This window comes from Polyangium sp. 15x6, assembly GCF_029960785.1.
Taxonomy (GTDB): Bacteria; Myxococcota_A; Polyangia; order Polyangiales; family Polyangiaceae; genus Polyangium.
The window spans coordinates 51,628-69,478 of the sequence record NZ_JASBQE010000011.1; the positions used below are offsets into that span (position 1 = coordinate 51,628).

Sequence of the window (17,851 nt, forward strand, 5' to 3'; positions counted from 1 at the left end):
CGTGGGGTGTCATTTTTTTGGCTCTCGCGGGGCTCGCGGCCTCGTGCGGGGGCGGCGGAGCGAGCACCACGAGCGAGGCACCGAAGACGCCCGCCGTGGCCGAGCTGCCCGCGTGCACCACGGAGGCTTGCGAGGACCTCTCGGCGTGTCCTTTGACCTCCAAGGAACACCTCGACGCCTTCAACTGCCGGCCCTGCGGTGAGGAGGCGGCGAAGGACTGCGAGGACGCGAAGACCTGCACGGTGCGCGACGCGCGGAGCCTGGAGGCGCTGATCTGCCGGGCGATCCGGCAGGAGACGCCCTGCCAGGCGGCGACGACGCGCGCGCTCGAAGGGTGGCGCAAGGACGGCGAGCTGCCGTTCGTCGACGAACCCATCCTGAAGCGCGCCGTGGAAGAGCGTTACGCGCGGCAAGCCAAGGCCGCGCTCGCGTGCACGAGCTCCGCGCCGCGCTGAAGTCGCCCGCGCGCGACATTGCTGGGCGTTGGTAGGATGCGCCCATGAGGTACGTTCTTTCCTTCTTGGTTCTCGCATCATGGCTCGCGGGGTGCGACACCTCCGTCGAGACGAACACGACCGCCGGGACGGGCACGGGAGGCAGCGGCGGCTCCGGGGGCTCCGGCGGCGCGGGGGCCGCTGGCGGCTCCGGCGGCAGCGGCGGCTCCGGCGGTGGAGCGCCCGTGTCATGCCCGCCCGATGTGCCTCCCGTGCCGCTCTGCGGCCCCGCGAACGCGCCTTGCAAGATCCTCGCGAAGGAGTTTGTCCCCACCCCAGCCGCCTTCCGGATCGACGCTCCCGGCCTCGCGCTCGATCCCCTCTGCCAGCCCCAAATCCTCTTTGCGAATGCGAACTTCAGAGATGGTTATCTCGCCGTGCGCAATGCGCAGGGCAATTGGACGGTCAACCTCGCGCCGTTCGACGCGCATTTCGTCGGGCTGGTGTCGACGAGCGCGGGGGTGCCGCTCGCGCTCGTGAACGACGGGCCGATCAAGACGTCGACGTCCTCGTTGTGGTCGTTCACCGCCGGGGGGTGGGAACACATCGCCAGCATCCCCGGGGAAACGAACATGTCGGCGCGGGGCTTCACGATCAGCAAAACCGGCGAGCTTTTCGCCGCGCTTCGCGACGGGAACACGCTCCTCTTTGCGCGGTACGACTCGGCCTGGTCCATCGAGACGCTCGGGTCGACCTCGACCGCCGGCCCTGTCGCCGCCTCGCCAGAGGGCGCGCCCCACATCGCAGCGTGGACCAACGTGAACGGACCATGGGAGCTCACCTGGCATGCACCGCCAAGCGCGCCCGAGGTCGCCTTGCTGTATGGCTCGACGGGCATCGACGTGGACGCGAGGCTCGCCGCGCTCGCGGTGACGGCGCAAGACGGGCCAAACCCCCAGGGCAAACCCCACATCCTCGCGTTGCGCCTGCACCAGGCCGGAGGGCACGAGCTCGTGTACGTGACCCGCGAAGGCAAGAATGCATGGTCCGTCACGCCCATCGAGCCGACGCCCTCGGAGAGGCAGCTCTACCCGCTCGGGATCGTGACCGACGAGGCGGGCTCCGTGCGGCTCTTTTATGCTCGATCGAGCGGCGCCATGCCGTCCCTCGGCGAGTTCGTCGTCGCCTGGCCGAACGCGGAAGGCGGGGTCTCGAGCGCCGTCGTGGCGTCGGGGTTCTCCCCGTTCGGCGCCACGTTCGCCCGCGACGGGTCCGGGCGCATCCACGCCGCGCTTTACGAGTACAACGCGTCTTTCGATAACCCCGTCCGCTACCTCATGCTCGGTCCGTGACGCTTCTCAGCGCACGAACACCGGGTTCGTGAAGGAGAGCGGCGGGACGCCGGGCACGTAGGCGTCCATCGTCTTCGTGCCGCGGGCGATCGCGAGGATCCAGTCGCCCTTCTCGAACGTCTCGCGGCTGCGCTGCTCGACGGGGCCCTTGCGGCCGGTGACCGGGAAGGTCCGCAGGGTTTTTCCGCGCTTGACGAGCTCGATGCGATCGACGTCGATCCAGGGCGGCGCGTCGACGCGGACGACGACCTCGGCCTCGCCCGGCGGGATCGTCTCGCCCATGGTTTTGCCGGCGACCTCGATCCGGACGAACGGCCCTCCCGAGACGCTCACATTTCCCTTGCGCAGCGCGTCCACGAAGGCCGCCTCGGAGACCACGCCCTTCACGTCGCTCCCGACGAACACCATGTTCCGGGGCAAACCCGCCTCGTGGTAGACGAGCTTGTGCGAGTCGGAGTTGCCCGTGCCGACGACGCGGAAGCCGGCGTCGAGCAGCGCATACCAGTCGCGCATGACCGGCTCGACCCCGGCGATGTAACGGGAATGGTCGCCGTTGTAGACCTCGAGCAGATCGAAGCCCATGTCGGCGATCGGGGAGCGGTCGAGCCAACCTTTGAGGTCGTCCGTGTCGAGGCGGAGGAGCTCGAAATAACCGATGCCGCCCCAGCGCGGGTGGTTCACCTGGAGGATCGTGCTCGTGCCGTAAGGCTTCTGCGCGCGCGCGGCGGCGAAGATCTCGGCCGGCAGGACCCCGATCCAGGGGAGCGCCGCGGACGCGGGGAGGAGCGGGAAGACGTTGAAATGGCCCCAGGCAGGCGAGGTGACCTCGTCGCCGACGATGCTCACGAGATCGGAGGCGAGGCCCATTTCGCGGATCGTGGGGCCGTAATCGGTGACGGCGTTGTGGTCGGTGGCGACCGCGACGTCGACGCCCACGGAGACGAGGCTACGCACGCGCTCGGCGAGCGGCGCGGGGGCGTCGGGGGAAGGTTCGGCGTGGAGGTGCAGGTCGGCCGAGACGAACCCTTTCGTGTCGACGACACGTTCGAGCTTCGCGCGGACGGTGACCTCGCGGCCCGCGGCCACCTCGATGTCCTCCTCGTGGGCCGTGTACGAAAAGCCGCGCGTGAGGGCGACGTGGTATTTGCCGGGCGGGAGGAAGAGCTCGCGCTCGCCGCGGTCGAGGTAAACGACGTTGAGGGCCGCGCCGAGGAGGGGTTCGTCACCCCAGTCGGGATCGGACGTGCCGTCCTTGCCACGCACGAGGAGCCGCGCGGGAAGGGGTTTTCCGCCGTCGGTGACGGCGACACGCAGGCGCCCGGCGGAGGGTTTGGCACGGGCGATCTCGGCGGCGAGAGATTCGACGCGGATCCAGGGGCCCGGGGCGTGGCCCGGCGCGACGAGGCGGGCGTCGAAGCAGCCCTCGGGCAAGTCGATCGTGCGGTCTGTCTTGCCAAACATGCGCTCGTCGGCGGCGAGCTCGACGTAGATGCGGCGACGGCCGGCGCCGTCGCAGCGGGCGAGCTCGACGCGGGCGCCGCGGACGGGGAGCGTGGGGAGAGTGACGCGGCGGCGATTGGCGGGGGCGCGGCAGGGCAAGGCGAGCGCGGCGTCGCCGGAGGAGCGGTCGCTCAGGGTGACGGCGACGCGGCGTCGCTCGGAGGCGCCGGCGTGGACGACGGGGACGACGCGCTCGCCGGTGAGGGCGGCCTCGAAAAACCCATATTCGGGCGAGCCGAAGCGGGCGAAGAGCGGGCCTTCCTCGGAGCAGAGCGCGTATGAGGTGCCGAGGCTCTGGCGGGCGACGAATTCGGTCCGGAGCTGAAAAGCCCGGGTGATGGGCCCCGCGCCCTCGATCCACGTGGGCACGTTGCCCCAGTGGATGTTCTCGCCGAGGGTGACGGCGAGCGCGGGGAGGCGCTTGGCCGCGCCGAGGGGGCCGGGATCGACGGGCTCGATCTCGGGCGAGGTGACGGCGAGGCTCTCGATCCAGAGCGCATCGCCGGGGCCGAAGAAATAAAAGCTCACGTGCGTGAGGGGCTGGCCACGCACGGCGCGATCGACGCGGATGATGTTTTTCTTTTCGCCGACGAGCTCCACCCGGACGACGTCGGTGGCCGCGACGCCGAGGCCCATCTGGACGACGGATTGCAGGGAGACCATTCCATCCGCGCCGCCCTCGGAGCCATAATCGACGAGGTGGCCACGCGCGGAGACGACGGCGACGCGGCCCGCGTGCGAGAGGACGAAATCCCCCGGGCGAGCATCGACGCGCAAGCCTGTGAGCGGGACTTTTTCGCGCGACTCGACGGGCGCGGCGGTGCCGAGGGCGCCGCTCGGAGGATCGACCGGGACCTCGCGCGGGACGACAGGCGCAGGCGGTTCCTCGGGGGGATCGGAGGCAGGCGCGCCCGTGGGGCTGGGTGAGGCGGCGCAGGAGACGGCGACGGCGGCGAGCGCGAGGACGAACGGGGAGGAGAGGCGCATCGAGGGGCGCGAGGATAACCGACGGGGCTCTACCGTGCGAGCCCCCAGCCGATCATCCTGGCTCGTCGCGCACGTCGAGCGCCTCGCGAACTCGGTCGAGCCAGAGCCGCAACGATCGGGCGTCCTCGCGTACCCGGGCGAGATCGGAGGAAGCGACGACGGCGCGCTTCCCATCCAGCGTGGTGATATGGTGCCTTTCCTCGAGGACCTCCTTGGCGCTCCCGTGCCTCTCCGCGTCCTTGTGATTCAGGAGAGAGAGCACCCAAGATTCGACCTCCTCGATCGCGACACCGCCGGCGATCCTTGGGGCGAAACGCTCACGAGCCAGCGTCAGCGCTGTCTCGATGTCGTCGGCTCGCCCTTCATCTCGATCACGATCCCGGACGAACACGAGCGCGTCATACCCTTTTTCCTCGGCGAGGAGCGCGAGACCGAGGACGGTGTGGCCCTCGGCGCCGAGGTGCTTGCCCCGCGTGTCGCTGAGCGTTGGACGATTGTCCTGACTTCCCCGCCTGGCGACGTACTTGGGGATTCTCTTCCAGAACCTCGCGTCCACAACCGACCATCCATCCGGTCGAATACGACGGAGAAAGGCTTCGATCAAGCCGTCTCCTATGTCGTTTTGGCGAGACCGATGGGGCTCTTCGATGGCCCATCGGCCGAGTTCGTCCTTGCCCTCGCCGGCGATGAGCAGCTTCATCGAGCGGCTGCCTCGAAGAGCGGGGCCTCCACGTTCCCATCAGCGTACGCGAGCCAGAGTTCGCCGAGCGCGTAGACGCTCGAACGCTTCTCGAAGTTGGGCGTGTCTTTGATCGGGGTGACCTTGGTGCCTTCTTCTAGCGATGGGCGCGTGACGACGGAGACCTCGTCGGGGTTCAGCTCATTAATCACGAGGGGGCTGTGCGTCGCCATGAGGACCTGAACGCCGGATTCATCGACGATCGCCCTAAGGATGCGGACGATCTCCGCGATGCGTGCGGGATGGAGGCCGTTCTCGGGCTCCTCGACGAGAATTACGGAAACGGGCTCAAGGTAGGGAATGGCCGCGAACGCAAGGTAGTAGAGGAGACCTTCGCTGATCTGGTTGGCTCGCAGCTTCATTCCGGATTTCAGCTCGACCTCAAGCTCCAGCCTCGTCGGTGATATGGGCAGCACGCCAATGCGCTTGATCGTAGGAAAAAGCTTCTCAACCGACGCACGAATGTTTGCCCATGCGTCGTCGCCCCGCCCAATGATCGCCTGGTAGACACCAGGCAAACCGTACCCTCTCTCGTCGAGAAAACCGGCACTCGTGCCAAACGGTATCAATCCGCTCGGCTCGCGGAGTGCGCTCGCCCCAAAGTGAATCAGCCGCGCGGTCCTCAGTTGGTCGAGAATCTTGCGTTGGTCTTCGAAAACGTTATCCCAATAAACGCTGGAGGCATCCCACGATCGCTCCTGACCGAGTCCACGATCCAGCTCAAAAAACAACTGACTACCCCGCTCGTTCACATGAGGTGTGCCAGACTCTGGATCCATAGATCTGACTCTATAGTGTCCACCCTCTACGTCGCACGCGAGGGTCGCCCGCGCCGCTTTACCCATCGCCTCGGCCTTCACGAATTCGGATGGCAACATCGGGTCGAATGGCAACCACTTGTCTTCTCGTCGCTCGAACTTCCCACCCGCAAACTGCACGACCGTCCGGATTCCTCTCAAAATGGTGCTCTTCCCGCTGTCATTCGGCCCGATAAATGCGTGAAGAGGTGTGAGCCCGACGGTCACATCCTTGAGGCATCCGTAGTTCTTGGCGTGAAACGTCTTGATCATCGCTCAACCCTAGGCCGGAGATCGGGTCACACCCTGGCAGGCTCTTACCTTACCTCATGTCCTCCACTCGCGCCGCTTCCAACTTTTTCCGCACGTCCACCTTTCGATCGCTCGGGCTGCCCCAGCATCTTTCCGAGAAGCTCCCTCACCCCGCGCTTGTCGAGCTTCGTCTCTTCCCCGGGCGCCGCGTGGCATTGCGGAATTTGCAAGCACGACGGGCACCCCTCGGCCGCGGCGCACCGCGCCGGGCAACGCTCGACGATCGCCAGGGAAAACCCACAGGCCACGCGCAGGACGTCGAGCGTCACCGCCTCGGAGAAACCCACGCCGCCCGGATGCGCGTCGACGAACGCGATCGCGGGCGTCTCGGCGGCGCCGAAGCGCGCGGCGCGCACGATGAGCAGGTCCTCTTCGCGGCACCACACGAACGCCGGCAAAGTGACGCGGAAGAGGTGCACGAGCGCGTGGAGCGTGCCCTCGGCGATCGTACCGAACGAGGCCTCGGGCAGCGCGAGGACCGCGGCCTTCGTCGAATAACGGTGAAGGAGCGGATCGGCGTAGAGGGTCACGTCGCGCGGCTTTCCGTCGGGGCCGTGGCGGCGCAGGCCGAGGCTACGTTCCTCGACCTCGACGAGCCTGCGCTCGAAGACGAACTGCGCGCCGCCGAGCGATCGGAGGGGCTCGGCGCGGCGCTCGGCCCGCTCCCCTTCCCCGCCCTGCTTGGAGAGAGCTTCTTTGCGGCGCTCGATCGGGGTGACCGTGACCTCGCGAATGGGGCTCGTGACGAGCAAGCGCTCCTCGCGCTCGCACGCGACGCGGCCGGCGGCGAGGCCGTCCTGCTCGGAGGCCGGTTTGACCACGTACCGGCCGCCGCGGAAGACGAAGATGCGGCCGGGATACGCGGCCGAGAGCATTCGCGCGCGCTCGACGCCGTAGAGGACCTCGCCCGTGTGGCGATCGACGAGCCGCGCAGGCTCGGCCGCGACGTCGAAGCAAAGCGTCGGGTGCGCCTCGCCGGCCGCGGAGACCCGCGAGACCTCGCGGCGCTCGCCGGTCTCGGGATCTAGGACGGTGTGCACGGTCCGCGCGAGGCGCGGGGCCTCGATGGAGGCGTTTTCCGCAGGGGAAAGCTCGCTTTGCACGAGGGGGCGCGAGAAGTCCGCGGCGAGCTCGTCCTCGCTCCACGAGGCCTCGACGAGCGCCGCCCGGAGGTGCGCTCGCTGAATGACCTCGGCGAGCGGATCGACGATGAGCGCGCAGCCGAGGTCGAGGTCGGGGTGACGGAAATGCGGGCGCTCGGCCGCGAGGAGCGAGGAGAACGGGTCGGGATCGGGCTGCCAGAGGACGAGGACTTTCCGTTCGAGATCCGTCTGCGCGATGGCCTCGGCTTGCAGCTCGCCGGGCGATTGCGGGGTTTCAGGTTGGTCCGGTGAAACCTCTTTGGGCTCGGGCTTCGGGGGCGCGATGGCCTTGCCGACGCGCTCGCCGGCGCCGAGGGCGGCGACGCGCGCTTCCGGGACGGTGGCGGCGCGGAAGCCGACGTGGGCGGCGAGGATCGGGCTCTTTCCATACGTCGCGGCGCGGACGCGGGCAATGACGACCTCGGCCTCGGAGAGGGCGCGCGAGAGCTCGTGGCGCTCCTCGGCGAAGGCGCGGCCGCGCGTGGCGACGTCGCGGCCGAGGGTCCATTCGTTGGCCCGCGCGACGTCGGCCCGCGAGAGGACGTCGTCGTACCCGAAGAGCTCCGCGGAAAAACCCTGCGCGAGGGATTCGCCGAGCGCGCGCACGGCAGGGTGCACGTCGGCCTGGGCGCGCGGGCGCGGGGGGAGGAAATACGAGACGATCGGGGGGCGCGGGGCGCCGTCGACCTCGGGGCCGAGCACGAGCATGGGGCGGCCGACGAGGCGCTCGCCGAGCTGGCCGAGGTCGCGGAAGGAAGGATCGGCCGTGCAGAGGAAACGAATGCGCTCTCCGCGTTCGAAGGAGCGCGCGGAGACGCGGCCGGCGGCGCGGCGGAGGCGGCGGAGGAGCAAGGCGAGGTGCGCGCCGGGGGCGCCGTGCCATTCTTCGAGGTCCGGGAGGACGACGAGCCCCATGCCGCCGAGGAATGCGGACCATTCTTTTTGCCGGCCGCAAAGCTCGCGGTGCACGCCTTCGGGGTCGGCGAAGACGAGCGAGGGCGACGCGTGCGTCGGATCGGCCGCGCCCGCGCCGGACGCGATGTTCGCCGCGTGGACGTTCCATTTCCAGCGCAGGGCCTCCGCGCGCGCGAAGACGCGCCGCTCGGCCGCGCGCGCGGCCGCGGCGGAGGGCGCGAGCCAAAGGACGTTCTCGGCCTCGACGAGGAGCGCGTAAAAAAGGAGCAGGTCGAGCGTCGTGGTTTTTCCCGAGAGCGGCGGCGTGCAGAGGAGGATGTTCTTCCGCTCCTCGAAGGCGTCGCAGGCGAGGCCCTGATGGACGTAGAGCCCTTTTCCGGCGCCGAGCTCGCGCGAGAGATCGTCGAGCAAACGTTTGGCGCGTAAATCGGTGCCGGGCGAGATGCGGGCGGGCTCGACGCCGGGCGTCTCCGGGGGCAGGAGCAAGGGGCCCTGCGCCGCGTGAATGGCCTCGACGAGCGGGCGGAGCTCGGGCCTCGGCGCGGGGGGTTCTTCCTTTTTCTCGGGCTCGGGTTTGTCAGGGCTCTTCGTGCGGGTCGCGAGGTTCCGGCGCAGGCCGTCGAGCGCGATCGCGGAGCCGACCCAGAGCGGCGCCGAAAAATGCCCGGCGAGCGCGGCCGGGAGGGCGAGCGCGGCGAGGCCGCCGAGGGCAAACACGAGCGGGCCTTGCCAGCGCACGAAGCGGGACTCGACGTATTCGACGCTGGTCCAGTGGCCGAGGAGCTTGAAGACGCGGCCGAATCGGTCGTCGGCGAGGGGCGCGCTCTCGACGGGTTTGACCGGGAGCGGGCGGCCCTCGGCGAGGGCCTTGGCGATGGCTTTTTGCTGTTCGAGGCGCTCGCGCGCGAGGACGTCGTCCGGCTTCTGCTCGAGCGAGCCGAGCTCTTCGATCGTCCGCGCAGCCCAGAAGACGAGGCCGAGGTAGACGACGACGCCGAGGAGCAAGGCGAGCGGCAAATGCACGGGGCCGGGGAGAACGAATCGACCCCCCGCGGCGAGGGCGAGGATCTTCCGCAAGGCCTCGTATGCTTCCCGCCCCTCCCCCGGCGCGAGGAGCAAAAGGACGCGCTCCTCGATCAGCAGCATGTCGTAATGGGCGAGCAAGGCGTCGACGATCGCCACGACGAGCGAGAGCGCGAAGATGACGAGGCCGGCGAGCGCAAAAAGAGGGCCGGTGGAGACGCGGATGGCGCGGAGTTCGAAACGAGCTTTCGCGAGGGCGCCGAGATAAAGGAGAATGGCGATGGCGATGGCCATGCCGCCGAGGCTCGTGCGAATGGGTTTGGCCTGGGCGAGGCGGGACCATTCGCCGAGGAGCGCGAGGATCGCGTCGATCACGATTCCCCCGGGGGGTTTGGGGGCGCAGCTTGGCTTGTCCAAGCGGAGTCCCCATCGTCCGATGCGCGCGCGAGGGCGAGCGATTCGAGCGGTAAGCCGGTGCGCGCGACGACGAGCAGGATCGAATCGGGATCCGGCGAGAGGGCCCGCACATCCCAGGCGCCCTCGAAGCCGCCCTCGGCGAGCGCGGCGTCGACGAGCTTGCGCGCCTCGGGCGGCGCGAAGAGGAGGCGGAGCGGCGCGGGGGCCTCGGCCGCGTATTTCGGGGCGAGCTCGAGGCCGGGCGAGAGCTTGAGGAAGAGGCGGCGGAGGAAGCTCTTCGCGGAAGATTCGGCGGCCTTGTGCAGCGCGGATTTGCCTTCCTCGAAGGGCGAGGTTTTCTCGAAGGATTCGAGCTCGGCGTGGCAAAAGGCGACGAGGTCGTCGTGCGCGGCGAACGGCGCCTCGGTCCAGGGGCGCTCGGCGAGGCTCTCGCGGAGCCAGCGCTCGGCCGCAGCGCTCGGCTCGGGCGGGCGGATTTCGGCGTAAATGGCGTCGACGTCGTCGGGGCCGACGATGGTCGCGTGGAGGACCGAGGAGGAAAGAAGGCCGCCGGAAAAGAGATTTCGTTCGCCCTCGTGTTCTTCGCGGTGCAGCGCGCGATCGGCGGCGGCGAGGGCCGCGCGTGTGGCTTCGAGGGCGGCGATGGTTTGCTCGATGCGGCCGAGCAGGTGCGCGAGGACGCGCTGTACCCAGAGGAGGCGCGCGTAATGCAAGCGGCGCTCGTAATGGCCGACGAGGTCCTCGCGGATGTGGCGCGCGATCGACTGCGCGAGGTCGTCCCGGGCCTCGCAGGCCCAGTTGTGATGGCGTTTGCGGTGCTTCCAGAGTCGATAACCCGTCGAATACGCCGAGACCGCGGCGCCGGCGAGGAGCGGAACCGGCGCAGTGAAGAAGGGGCGGAGGCGGCCGCTGGGCAAAGCCGAGACGGCGTCGAAGAAGGGTGGAAATGGGGCGAGCAGGGCGCGATAGGAGGAGACGAGCACGCCCGAAAGGAGGAGCGCGGAGACGAGGCCGAGCGCGGCGCCGAGGACGACCATGCGGCGCGGGCGCGGGCGATGAGAGATGGCCTCCTCCAGCGCGGCGAGTTTTTCCGCGAGCGGCGAGGGCGGGAGTGGCGAGAGCTCGGGAGCTTCGATCGCGCGGACGACCTCGTCGAGATAGCCCTTCGCGCGGGTGCGTGCGTCCCGTAAAACCAGGAGGGCCCGCGCGTGGCCCGTGGGGCGCTCGGCGACGAGCTCGGCGACACTCGTCTCGATGGCGCGCTCGCCGCCTTCGAGGCGGACCTTGCCGCGCTGTTCGAGGGCGGCCGCGAGTTTGTCCATGCGGAACCGCTCGACCTCGTCCCGAAACGCGCCGATCGTGGCCTCGGCGCGCGCCCGGAAGAGCGAGCCGAACTTGCGTTCGAGGAGCGTCTCGGGGTCGTCGTCCCATTCGATCGGAGGGACGTCGATCGTGGGCGGCCCGAGCAAATCGGCGAGCGGCTCGGCCTCGGCGAGCTCGGTGTCGAGGCGGCTCTGCGTGGGGACGAGCGGCGGGGCGAGGGAGGCGATGTCGAGCGCGGCCGGATCGACGGGGGCGCGGAGGAGCGCGAGGATCTCGCGGCCGAGGCGCGCGGCAGCGATACGGGAGAGCGCCGCGTGATCGAAGGCGAGGCTCGCGCAGGCGAAGGTGGCGAAGGTGCCGGGCGGGCCGTCGTCCTCGACGAGGCGGCGCACGCCGCGATCGTCGTCGCGTACCTGCGACAAGCAGAGCGTCGAGAGGAATGCCGCGAAGGAGCGGACCATCTCGGCGCGGGAGAGGAGGTATTTGCCGCTCTGGTCCTCGACGAGATAGACGCGGCCGCCGAGGCGCGCGCGGGCCGAGGACGCGGTTTGTCGGGACAGGTCGGCGAGGGAGGAGGCCGCGCGCGCCATGGCGGCCCGGTCGCCGGTGCGGGGGCAAAAGAGCAAGGGGCAAACGACGAGCGCGCCGTCACCCGAGCGCAGGATGGCCGAGAAGGCGCGGCGCAGGCCCGAAGCGAGCGCGGCGGCGAGGGGCGCGACGAGGGGCGCGACAGAGGGCTCGCCGAGGTCGGCGACGACGAGGATGTCGCAAAGCGGGCCGCGTGGGTCGGTCGGGGACGAGGAGCCGAGGTAATGGCCGACGTCGAGGAGCGCGGCGAGGGCGTCCTCGGCGCGCTTCACGACCGGGGAGTACGGGTCCTTTGCATTCGGATCGAGGGCCGCGCCGTCGGGTTTGCCCTCCTCGCCCACGGCGATTTCGAGCGCGACGAGCGAGGCGCCGCGAGCCGCGCGCGCGACGTCACGGCCGAAGGCGCCCACGCCGACGAGCAGCGTGGGACGCCTCGTTCGATCGTCGATCACGCGCACGCGCCCCCCGGGGCCTCAGAGCCCTTTTTCCCGGCGGAACACCACGATGCATTCGAGCTCGCGGGCGAGGTGTTCGAGCTCGGGTTTGCCGCCCGCCCCGTCGGCGAGTTTGACCAGGCGCTCGATGTCGGTGACGTGCGCTTCGAGGCGCGAGGCGAGCTCGGCGTGATTGCGGTCCTCCTCGATCTTGAGGAGGTGCGCCGCATACGCGCGACGCACCCAGGTCTTCTGCGCGTCGACGCGGCCGCGATAACTCGTGAATGCCTGGTCGCGGAATTTGCCGAGCTTGCGGCGGTCCTCCGGGAGATCGGGGTCCTCGATCCAGTAGACGCCGTCGGCACGGCGGATGACGCCGAAGCAAACCGCGAGCGTGAAATCACGCATGTCGTCCGTGCGGACCTGCTCCTCGCCGGCCTTCTTGCGGACGTGCGAGATCCGCTCGATCCAGGCGAGCTTGGAGTCGTTCTCGCGCACGCCGTCGATCGAGATGCGGAAGAGGCGCGTGTCCGGCTCCGGCGCGCCCTCCCAGTTCTTGTCGATGTGCAGCGGGATCTGCGGGACGCCCTTGGGCAAACCCGGGACCTTCGCGCCCTCGGCGAGCTCCTTGTCCTTCACCGCGCGGTAACGGCGCTCGTAGTCGGACAAACTCTTCACCGCGTGCAGCGGGCAGCCGAGCCGCGCGAGGTAGAAGATGATCTCGTAGGGGTGATCCGAGGTCACGATCTGCCCGCGATCGACGCGGTGGGTGGCGAGGTGCGCGAGGATCGGCCCGAGCGTGCGCTCGTAATCGCCGTGCATGACGACGTACGCCTTGTCCGGCAGGAGCGGCGCGCCCGCGCCGAGCGTGAGGAAAGGCGCGCATTTCGCGGCAGCGAATTCGAGTTTGTCCTTGATGTACTTCTGGATCTCGTCCTCGGGCGTGCGGCGCGCCTCCTCGATCCACTGCGGATCGGACGCGGGCGGGAGCGGGCCGCCGCGGCGTTCGAGCCTGCGCGTGGCCGAGACGAGCTGGGCCTCGAAACGAAGCTCCTCGTCGATGCGCAAGCCGCGCTCTTCGAGGCCACCCGCGACGCGGCCGCGCAGCGCGGCGGAGGCGAGCTGGACGAGGTCGTCGATGATGCGGCGCTCGATGTCCTGCTCGGCGCCGCCCTGGCTCGCGACCGCCGCGAGGCGCGAGAGCGCGCCGGAGAGCTGGAGATCACTCGGGCGCACGAGGCGCGCATAAAGGTGATCCCAGAGCCGATGGCCAGTGCGGTGGTCCTGGAGGACCTCGACGTCGAGGACGTAGCGGTTCGCGTCGCCGCCCTCGTGCCGCCGGCCGCCCGCGGCGACGATGCGCGCGGCGCGCTCTTCGAGCCGGCGCTGGATGCGATCGACACGCGCGAAGAAGTGGAAGCTCGACAGCCGGCGACGATCGAGCTCGCGCAGGACGGCCGCGAAATACTCGATCAAGGCATTCGCGCGGATGCGCGCGCGGAGGCCGTCGAGCACGTCGCGGTACCAGCCGGCGAAGGCGGCGGCGACCTCGAAGTAATCGTTTTCCCGGCCAGGGAGTTTTTCGAGGAGCGTCTCCGGCGCGGCCGCGGCGAGCTCGTCGACGCGGCGCTTGAAGTCCTCGCCGAGGCGGCCGTCCGAGAGGACGAGGCCTCGCTCGTAGGCCTTGCGCGCGGTCTCCTGCTCGGCCGCGACGGCCTGGCGGAGCAAGGCGTGGAAGTAACGCGCCTCGGTCGGGCCCTTGTCCTTCGCGAGCTCGGTGAGCGAGAGCTCGCCAGATTCGGCCGCGACACGCAATGCCGCCTCGCGCGCCCGCTCGCGCGCGGCGTCCTCGCTCTTGCCGACCTGGACCTTGAGCGCGGCGAAGGCCTGCGCGGTCTCGGAGCGGACACGTTCGGGGTCGCGCTCGAACGCCGAGAGCTCGGCCTCGTCCCAGCCGCGGAGCTTGATGGCCTCGTCGATGCGCTTGGCGACGTCCTCGCGCGTGCGGCGAAGAAACGCGCCGATCGTGCCCTCGCCGCCGCTGCCGCCGCCACGCGCCCACTCGACGGCGCGGCGATACGGCTCGGCGTCTTCGCCCTTGCCTTCGGCCTTGCTTTCGAGGCCGCGGACGAAGGCCTGATCGGCCGCGTCGAGATCGGCGCCGTCGCCGAGCGCCGCGCTGCCTCCGGGGACGGCCGCGAGCAAGAGCTCCGCGCCGAGCTTCAAGGCCGCGTGTTCGAGGACGTCCTCCACGGGCAGGACGAGCGCGCCGATGCCGAAGGAGCCGAACGACTTGGTAAAACCTTGCTCGTCGAGCTGCATGAGCTCGCGCGTGTCGTTGTCGAGCGTCGAGCCCTCGCGATCGAGGATGGAGGTGAAGATCTGCGCGTGCGCGGCGTCGGCGATCGCAGGGTAGACCTCCTGCGAGTCGGCGAGGACGACGCCGCTCTCGGTCTTCTCTTCGACGAGATAGATCTGATCGAAGGGCGGCCGATCGACGAGGACCCGCTCGGGGTTGTCCGGGTCGTAGTGGAACTCGACGGGCGCGGCGGGGCCGGCGCTCTGGAGGAGCTCGAGCTCTTGCAGGGCCGCGTAGCCGTTCGACATGATCTTGTCGAACTGGTTCGGCGGGAGGCCCTTGCCGCGGAAAACGTTCGGCAGGACGAACGTGCCGATGATGCGGTGTCCACGCTGGCCGCCGAGGAGGCGCCGGACGGTGAGGGCCATGGTGGCGAAGCCGCCGGAGCCGGTGCCGCCGGCGAGGGAGGCATAGACGTGGATCTTGGCGGCCTTGTTGGCGCGGAAGGGGTTGTGGACGTCGTAAGCGCGCCGGATCGCTTTCTCGAGGGTCTCGAGGATCTTGGCGCGATCGTTGCCGAGGTGGTGGTAGAGCGAGAGGCGGCTCTCGATGCGGATCTGGCCCGCGCCCTTGCCGCGGTGCGCGCGGGGCTGGTACCACGCGGGCCACCACTGCTCGAAGAGAGGATCGGCCTTGGCGTGGAGCTTTCCACGCTTGAGCTCGACATACTCGGGCTTGTCGAAGTCCGAGAGGACGAACTTGTGGGCCGCGTCGATCCAGACGAGCCGCGCGAGGTCGTCGGCGTCGGTGTCGAACGCGAAGAAGTGTACGAGGTCCTTGTATCGCTCGAACGAGTCTTCCTGCTTCACCTTGCGGGCGAGCTCGTCGACGATGGCGCCTCCCGCGCCCCCGAGGCCAATGAAAAATGCGGGGGCGATCTTCTTTTCGCTGAGCGGCATGCGGTTCCCCTCCCCGAGAGCGGGGGCCGCAGAGCGTACCAGAGACGGAAGGGCCGTGGAAAGCGGATCTTTCGGATCAGGGCGCGGCCGTGGTAAACGCGGCGCTGTCGAGCACGTAGCTCTTCGACTTCTCGCCGCCGTCGAGCACGCAGATCCACCCCACCTCGAACGTATACGAATGCCCCGGCGCGAAGGGGTAAATGTCGTAGTCGCCACCTTCGTCGAGGCCACTGGACTCCGGGCTGAGGAACTCCCCGCCAACCCGCAGCATCGAGGTATACCGATCCGGAATGCCGCCCGACCACTGGATCCGAACGTGGACGTCGGTAGGGACGTCGGTCGCGCCGTCCGTCGGGTCGACGATCGTCGCCGTGTAGGCACGGCCTTCACAGTCGGCGAACGGGTCTTCCTCTACGTCCGAGCCACAGCCGGCAGCAGCGAGCGCGAGGGGAATCGCAAAAGCCAAGACAAACTCGTTGGTCCTCATAGGTCCTCCCGAGTTCGCTTTCTTACCGCGGACTCCACCAGAATACGAGCCCTGTCCCCTCGATCGCATATTTCACGCCGGGCGAGACGCGGAACCAGCCGTTCACGAGCCGCGGCTCGCGGGGCTCGCCCGCGCTGAAGTCGTCGTCGCGAGGGAGCTCGGTCGCGCGTTTGCCGGCGGCAGGGCGGGCGAGGACGGCGCCGCCAGGGCCGGCGCGGAGCTCGACGACGCCGCCGCGCGGGACGGGGCCCATCGGGCCGATGGCGACACACGCCGATCGATAAAGGCCCGCCCGTACCTTGGCTCCGAGCGGGAACTTGGCCTGGCGCGGGAGGTCGGGGTCGCGGCGATCTTCGTAATGGAGGATCGCGGTGCGCCGGAACCGCGCCGGAAGCATGAGGCCGATGACGAGGAAGAAGGTGAAGAAGGCGAGGAGGAAGAGCTGGACGTTGCGGCCGTGGCGCTCCCAGAAGGTGAGCGGGACGATCGTGACCGGGACGCGGACGGAGACGGCGCGATCCTCGAAACCCTGGGGTTTCTTCGGGACGAGGCGGAGCGTGATCTCGCGCGGGCCGGGCGGCGCGTCGCGGCCGACGCTGAGGGTGACGTCGAAATGCTTCTTCGTGGCAGGTCCGATCTCGACGTCGCGAGGCGAGAGCGACATGCCCTCGCGGTTGCCTTGGTTTTCGATATCGGCTTCGACATCAGCGAAGATGAGCTCGCCGACGTCGCTGCCTTCCAGGGAAATGCGGGCGCTGGCGCGGCTGTCCTGTTTGACCGGGCCAAACGGGCTCGCGACAGCGGCTTTCAGGTGAATCGGAGGAATGATGCGGATCGCAGCGCTCTTGACCTCACGCGTGAGGACGCCCGCGTCGCCCGGGCTCATGCGGCCGAGGAGGCACAAGGCGCCTTTTTTCGAGGGCGTGATCGTGGCCTCGAACGAGCCGTCCGGGAGGGAGCGGAGAGGCACGGGCGCCGCCGAGGCGAGGGCCGCGTCGTCGCACGCATTCGCGCCTTCCACGGCCGCGAGGGAAAACGCGTGGCGGTCGAGGAAGGTTTTCGAGGGGGCTTTGCCGCCCGGGGTCGCGAGGCGAAGCTTCAGGGTGGCGCTCTTCCCGATTTCGAGGACCTCGGGCAAACCCGGGAACGTGAGGTGCAAATCGAGGTTTTGCAGGACGGCATACCGGCCGCCGGTGCCGCCGCCGGAGACGTCGAGGCGATACGCGCCGGGCTCGGGGGCGTCGAGGCGCAGGAGGCGGTAGGCAGGGTTGTCCGAGAAATACACGCCGGGACGATCGCCAGCGGTGGAGACCTCCGCGCCCTTCGGGTCGAAGAGGCGCATGCCGAGCTTGGGGGGGCCGACGAGGACGAGGTCGAGCGAGCTCGCGCCTTCGTCGACCGGGACGGAGATCGAAGGAGAGGACGCGCCCTCGGAGAGGCGGCTGCCAAAGAGGCGGGCGTAGATGTCGGCGAAGAGGCGCGGGAGCTCGTCGGGGCGATCGGTGGCGACGCCGATGCCGCCCGTGCGGCGGCCGAGGTCTTCGAGGAAGGCGCGCGGGGCGCTCTTGGACAAACCAACGGCGTAGATGCGGGTCTTGCCGAGGGAAGGGACGAGGTCGTCCAGGACCTTGGCTTGACAAACCTGTTCGACCTTGGTCTTGCCGCCGGCGCGCGCGGCGTCGGCGAGCGCGCCGCGCGGGTCCGGATCGCAGCGGCCGTCCGTGAGGAAGACGATGAGGTCCTGATCGCCGGGCGCGCGAGGTTTGCCCGCGAGGAGGCTGCGCGCGCCTTCGAGTCCGGCCGTGAAATCGGTCCAGTTTCCATCGTTGCCGACGGCGCGGACGGCCTGCTTGATCCGAGCGCGATCGTCGGGCGTTCGCACGACGACGAGGGCAGGCATGGCGTCGCGCGCGGCGCCGTCGAAGCCGACGACCGCGAGCTCGTCGCTGTTTCGCGTGAGGTCGACGAAGAGCTCGGCCGCGACCTTGCGGAGCTCCTTCGGGTCGGTGCCGCGCATCGACGAGGAGGCGTCGATGACGAGGACCGTGCGGAGCGCGCCGTCGGCCGAAGCGAGGCGCGGCGCGAGGGTCGCCCCGGCGATCAGCGCGGAAGAGAGGAGCCTCGGGAGAATCTTCATGGCGCC

General features: G+C 69.4%; 10 protein-coding genes. 2 read left to right on the forward strand and 8 right to left on the reverse strand.

Translation table 11 applies throughout. The features are described from left to right. Positions 1-17 precede the first annotated feature (17 nt). Positions 18-455, forward strand: coding sequence for a hypothetical protein (locus tag QHF83_RS10930; RefSeq protein ID WP_282417723.1), 438 nt, complete (start codon positions 18-20; stop codon positions 453-455). Between the two features lie 44 nt (positions 456-499). Continuing rightward, positions 500-1,786 carry a hypothetical protein gene (locus tag QHF83_RS10935; RefSeq protein WP_282417724.1) on the forward strand — a complete coding sequence of 429 codons (1,287 nt, stop codon included), beginning with the start codon at positions 500-502 and terminating at the stop codon, positions 1,784-1,786. 6 nt (positions 1,787-1,792) lie between these two features. On the opposite strand, the gene QHF83_RS10940 is transcribed toward QHF83_RS10935, so the two are convergent. The 8 genes from QHF83_RS10940 to QHF83_RS10975 form a co-directional block, all read right to left on the reverse strand. Continuing rightward, the gene (locus tag QHF83_RS10940) at positions 1,793-4,273 is read right to left on the reverse strand and encodes a CehA/McbA family metallohydrolase (RefSeq protein ID WP_282417725.1); all 2,481 of its coding nucleotides are present in this window, start codon (positions 4,271-4,273) and stop codon (positions 1,793-1,795) included. 52 nt (positions 4,274-4,325) lie between these two features. Next, positions 4,326-4,973, reverse strand: a complete 648-nt coding sequence (locus QHF83_RS10945; RefSeq protein WP_282417726.1) for a hypothetical protein — start codon at positions 4,971-4,973, stop codon at positions 4,326-4,328. Beyond that, a complete protein-coding gene (locus tag QHF83_RS10950; RefSeq protein ID WP_282417727.1) occupies positions 4,970-6,082 on the reverse strand; it encodes an ATP-binding protein in 1,113 nt (370 codons plus the stop codon). Before QHF83_RS10950 ends, QHF83_RS10945 begins: the two co-directional genes overlap by 4 nt. Before the next feature lie 44 nt (positions 6,083-6,126). Beyond that, entirely contained in the window at positions 6,127-9,576 is a 3,450-nt protein-coding gene (locus QHF83_RS10955) for a Zn-binding domain-containing protein (protein ID WP_282417728.1), read from the reverse strand. After that, positions 9,573-11,981: a hypothetical protein gene (locus QHF83_RS10960; RefSeq protein WP_282417729.1), complete on the reverse strand. Its 2,409-nt coding sequence runs from the start codon at positions 11,979-11,981 to the stop codon at positions 9,573-9,575. The genes QHF83_RS10955 and QHF83_RS10960 overlap by 4 nt, the downstream gene beginning before the upstream one ends. A gap of 21 nt (positions 11,982-12,002) precedes the next feature. Next, positions 12,003-15,221, reverse strand: coding sequence for a tubulin-like doman-containing protein (locus QHF83_RS10965; protein WP_282417730.1), 3,219 nt, complete (start codon positions 15,219-15,221; stop codon positions 12,003-12,005). A 76-nt stretch (positions 15,222-15,297) separates the two neighbouring features. Then, on the reverse strand, positions 15,298-15,687 hold the full coding sequence (locus QHF83_RS10970; protein WP_282417731.1) for a hypothetical protein: 390 nt from the start codon (positions 15,685-15,687) through the stop codon (positions 15,298-15,300). 43 nt (positions 15,688-15,730) lie between these two features. Then, positions 15,731-17,845 (reverse strand): vWA domain-containing protein, encoded by a 2,115-nt coding sequence (locus tag QHF83_RS10975; protein ID WP_282417732.1) that lies wholly within the window; start codon positions 17,843-17,845, stop codon positions 15,731-15,733. Between the last annotated feature and the right edge of the window lie 6 nt (positions 17,846-17,851).